The sequence below is a fragment of the Chlorobium sp. N1 genome (assembly GCF_004332115.1).
Lineage (GTDB): Bacteria > Bacteroidota > Chlorobiia > Chlorobiales > Chlorobiaceae > Chlorobium.
Map to the genome: position 1 here is coordinate 90,001 of NZ_SJPA01000007.1, position 4,356 is coordinate 94,356.

General features: G+C 54.6%; 3 protein-coding genes (1 of these 3 only partly in view). All 3 read right to left on the reverse strand.

The features are described from left to right. Positions 1-2,412 carry the 5' portion of a DUF3427 domain-containing protein gene (locus tag E0L29_RS09280; RefSeq protein WP_165498874.1) on the reverse strand. The gene continues 768 nt to the left of window position 1, outside the view, so only the first 2,412 of its 3,180 coding nucleotides appear in the window; the start codon lies at positions 2,410-2,412; its stop codon lies off the left edge, out of view. A 49-nt stretch (positions 2,413-2,461) separates the two neighbouring features. Further along, entirely contained in the window at positions 2,462-3,052 is a 591-nt protein-coding gene (locus tag E0L29_RS09285) for a 3'-5' exonuclease (protein WP_131358077.1), read from the reverse strand. Between the two features lie 138 nt (positions 3,053-3,190). Next, positions 3,191-4,204, reverse strand: a complete 1,014-nt coding sequence (locus E0L29_RS09290; protein ID WP_131358080.1) for a WYL domain-containing transcriptional regulator — start codon at positions 4,202-4,204, stop codon at positions 3,191-3,193. Between the last annotated feature and the right edge of the window lie 152 nt (positions 4,205-4,356).

The window sequence follows — 4,356 nt, forward strand, 5'->3', positions numbered from 1 at the left end:
TCCGGCGAAGAGACGCTTGGTCCAGTTGTCTTCGCTAATACTGCCGATACCCGCTTCCTTTTTGAGCTGTGTCCAGCACCCTTTTTGGCCAGAGTACAGTGTTCGGATGTCCAACTGATGATGCTCAAGGAAGGTACTGAGGGTGAGGGGTTGGTGTGTGTGCTGGGTAAAACTTGCAATCTCTTTTCGGATGCGCTGGGCTGAGAATATGGTGTTGCGGATGTTTGAGAGAACGACCTCTCTGGCCATCGGCTCCAAGTTGATGGTGCAGCCCGTGGGGAGGTGCGGAAACCCCTGCCGGATCTCTTTTTCTATGTGTTGATTGGTGCGACCGACAAGGGCTCGGAATCGATCGGCGAAGTTAAACTGCTGGTTGGCCTGGCTCACAAAATCAAGCACGGTCAGGCACTCCTTATCCGCACTGATGCGAAGCCCTCGACCCAACTGCTGGAGAAACACGGTAAGGCTTTCCGTAGGGCGAAGGAACAGCACGGTGTCAATTTCCGGGATATCAACACCTTCGTTGAATATGTCCACAACACAGACATAGTTCAGCTCTCCTTGCAACAGTCGCCCTCGAATACTGGTTCGCAGTTCCTGGGCATTTGGGTCTCCGCTTAGCAGCGCAGCTGCACGAAGACCGGCTTGATTCATGGCATCACTCATAAACCGTGCGTGCTCTTTTGAGGCGCAGAAGCAGAGGGCCTTGCAGGTGAACGGGTCAGTGAGGTAGTGCTTGATGCTTGAGATGATGAGTCTCACCCGTTCCTGCACAGAGAGGATTTTGGAGAGCTCTGTGGTGTCATAGGCTCCTTTTACCCATTTGACATTGCGCAAATCCACACTCTCATCATCAACGCAGAAGTACTGGAATGGCGTGAGCAGTTTGAGTGCGAGTGCATCCGGCAGGCGGATTTCAGCGGCAATTTTATTGCAGAAGTCCGGCAGCAGGGATTTGCCGTCCATGCGTTCTGGCGTGGCGGTGAGTCCCAGGAGAATGTGGGGTTCGAAGAGTGTGAAAATATCTCGGTATGAATCAGCCTGGGAGTGGTGAGCTTCGTCAACCACAATGAACGTGTAGTACTCTTTACTGAATCGTTGCTGGAAGAGCTCCTTTTGTGAGTTAAACGTCTGAACAGAAATAAAGAGGTGACGAAGGTGAGGGCTTGTTGGCTGGTGCGAGCCGACCCAGAGGTCGCCAAATGACCGGTCATCAAGTACTGCCCGGAATGTCGCTCTGGCCTGTTCAAGGATTTCCTGTCGGTGGGCGACAAACAGGAGTGTTGAGGATTCAGGGGCGCGTTCGTAATGGCGCTTAAAGTCAAAGGCGGAGATGACGGTTTTGCCCGTTCCCGTAGCAGCTACGATCAGGTTTCGGTAGCGGCCATGAATTTCCCTTTCGGTTCGCAACCGGTCGAGGATCTCTTTCTGAAAAGGCTGGGGATGGATTTTCAGATAGTCCTGCAGGGCAATGACGGTTGAGGGCGATCGTTCCTGTTGTATCGCCTCCCGGAACCGTTCAATACCCCCTTCGCTGAAGTCTTCAAAGTCAATGCTGTTCCAGTAGTGCTCAAACGTGGCTTTGGCTTTCTCAATGATATGCGGGTTCTCCCTGGTTGTAACCCGAAGGTTCCATTCGAGACCCTTTGTAAGGGCTGAGCGGGAGAGGTTTGAGGAGCCAATGTAGGCGGAGTCATATCCGGAGTTCCGCTCAAAAATGTAGGCTTTCGCGTGGAGACGCTCTATGGTGGTTTGGTATGATATTTTAATGCTGGTATTGGGGAGCGAGGCAAGAAACTCAATCGCACGTGGTTCACTTGCCCCCATGTATGTGGTGGTGATGACCTGCAATGATGAGCCGGGCATGCTGGTGAACTCTTTCAAGGCATTTTTAAAAATCCTGAGCCCTGACCAACGGATGAAGGAGACGATCCAGTAGATACGGTTCGCCGACATGATATCCCGCTCGATCTCGGTATCGATGGAGAGGTCTGCATTGCTTCCGGTAAAAAGATTACTGGTTCTGAGACCGGAGAGCGGCAGGCTCTTTTCGAGGTGCCCTTGAAGCTGTTCGTCGGTTTTGCCGATTTTGGAGAGGATTGCAGTCAGTATTTCGCCTTGCTGCAGTACCAGGTCCTCCTGCATGGAGAGTTGCAGCTCGTTATCGATATAGCTGATCAGCTGATTACAAAAAGCAATCTGATGTGAAAGCGAGTCATCATCGTGTTGCTCCTCTAGATTGTGGAGAGCTGTTGAGAGAATGGTTTGGAGGTATTCGGTGAGGATGCTGGCGGCCTCTGCTCGGTCGATTGGCTCAGAGCCAACGAAGTACTCGTTTGCGGGCAATTGATCAAGTTTAGCCCGTAAGGCCCGGGTGAGCAGGCTCTCGTAGATTCCTTCTCCAAGGCTCATTAGGCAGACATCAGGTTGTGGTGGGGGGTAGGTATTTCTACCGGATTTATCAGCGCTGATCAGTAAAAGGATTAATCGATACATGTTCGAGCAGCCGGTGCATGAGCGCGCGCGTGGCGGTGATGTCCGCCAGGGCGTCGTGCGCATTGTCGAGTTTTATCCCGAAATGGTCGCAGACGGTCTGTAGTCGATGGTTGGGGAGTGATACCACGCCCATGTATTCCATCAGGTTGAGCAGCGGCTGGGGATCAATCGAGCGCCAGTTGATGAATGAACCAAGCCCGTACTGGTCGTACCGGCGGAACATCCTGCCGAGGAAATCCATGTCGAAGCGGACATTGTAGCCGGCGGGATAAAACTTGTCGTCGCGGTCGTAGCGGGAGACATGGCGCGAGAGGAACGCGTCGATCTGCCGGAAGGCCTCTTCATGCGGGGTGAATGTCGCAAGATCCTCCCTGCTCGTTCCGCTCACCTCGAGGGCCTCGTCCTCGATGACAGCTCCGTTGTGGGGCTGCATCCTGATTTCGAAGGACTCTGCGACAAGGCCGTCGATTTCCGCCAGGCCGGCGAACTGGATGATGCCGTGAATGTCGGGGTTCGTTCCGGTCGTTTCAAGGTCGAACCATAGCACTTTCTTCATTCGTGGGCTCCCTCTTGGTTTCCGGAACTGCCGTCCGGGCAGTTCCCCTGTTCTTTTTGTGTTCTGGTGTGGCGTTGAGCTTTACGGCTCCCTGTAATGTAATCAGGCGGATGGGACAATGCCTGCCCCATCCATTCGTTAGAACAGCGGCAAGGTCTGCAGACTGACCGCTCTGGCGTCTTCATAGAGGCTCTCCATTGCCACCGCTTCCGACTTCATCATCTCCCGGAGTTCCTGCGGTTCGAGCACCTGCGCTTCGCAGCCGTAGCGGAGCACCCAGCGCTTGACGGCGTCAAGTGCTCCAACTGTCATCCTCAAGGTAAGCCCGCCGTTTGCGTGCTCCTCGATCTCTTGGGAGGGGTGCCAGGTGTGCTCCCGTATCCACTGGGCCTGGAACGGGGTGAACCGGATGGCCACCCGGTGCTCCTCGTCCCGGTGGATTTGATCAAAGGTCTTGTCGACGTAGTTCTCCAGCGAGAACGTTTTTGGTACCGTGAACCTCTTTCCGGTAAGAGCGAGGGTGCGGATGCGGTGTATTGCGAAAGTCCTGATTTCATTGCGTAGTTCGCAGTGGCCTATGAGGTACCAGGTCTCCCGAACGGGGGAGTAGCGGAAGAGGTAGGGGTGTACGGTGCGCTCGGTAACCTCCTGGTTCCATGAGGCCCGGTAGGTCATGTTTACCTTCAACCTTCCGCGGATGGCGTCTTCGATTCTGGCGAAGGTCCTAGGCTCGATGCCTGCCGAGGAGGACTGCTCGAAGGAGTAAATGCTCAGCAGCTCGTCTGCCGCCGAGTTTTCCGGCAGGTACTGCCGGACCTTGTCGAGCGCGCGGCAGACCTCTTCGTAATAGGGGGAGCCCTTGTACTGGGCGAGCACTTTCTTCGTTGCCATAAGCGCTTCGGTCTCCTTGCCTTCAAGGATCTTCGAGGGCAGGAAACTCCAGCCGGCCTTCTCGTAGCGGTATCCCCGCTGTTTCCTGTCGTAGGCAATCGGAGCGCCGAGGACGTCGCGCATGTAGTCGATGTCCCGCTGGATGCTTTTCGAGGACACCTCGAAATACCTGGCGACCTGCGAGCAGTTCGGATAGCGGTTTTCTTTCAACTGCCGGTCGATATGCTGCATGCGGACCAGCGGTGGTCTTGATTGCTTCATCGTTCGCCTCCGAGGGTGTTTTTGTGGCTCCTCGCTGTTTCAAATGGGTAAGCTGAAATTAAGTTTCCCGTTGATGAGGTAAATCATGTTGATGAGATACCTGTTGGTACGGTAGCCCCGAGCCCGTGCTTTTGCGGCCTGGACGAGGCTGT

Coding starts and splice junctions, on each gene's coding strand:
- E0L29_RS09285 (WP_131358077.1), bottom strand. CDS start 3,052: ATGAAGAAAGTGCTATGGTTCGACCTTGAAACGACCGGAACGAACCCC.
- E0L29_RS09290 (WP_131358080.1), bottom strand. CDS start 4,204: ATGAAGCAATCAAGACCACCGCTGGTCCGCATGCAGCATATCGACCGG.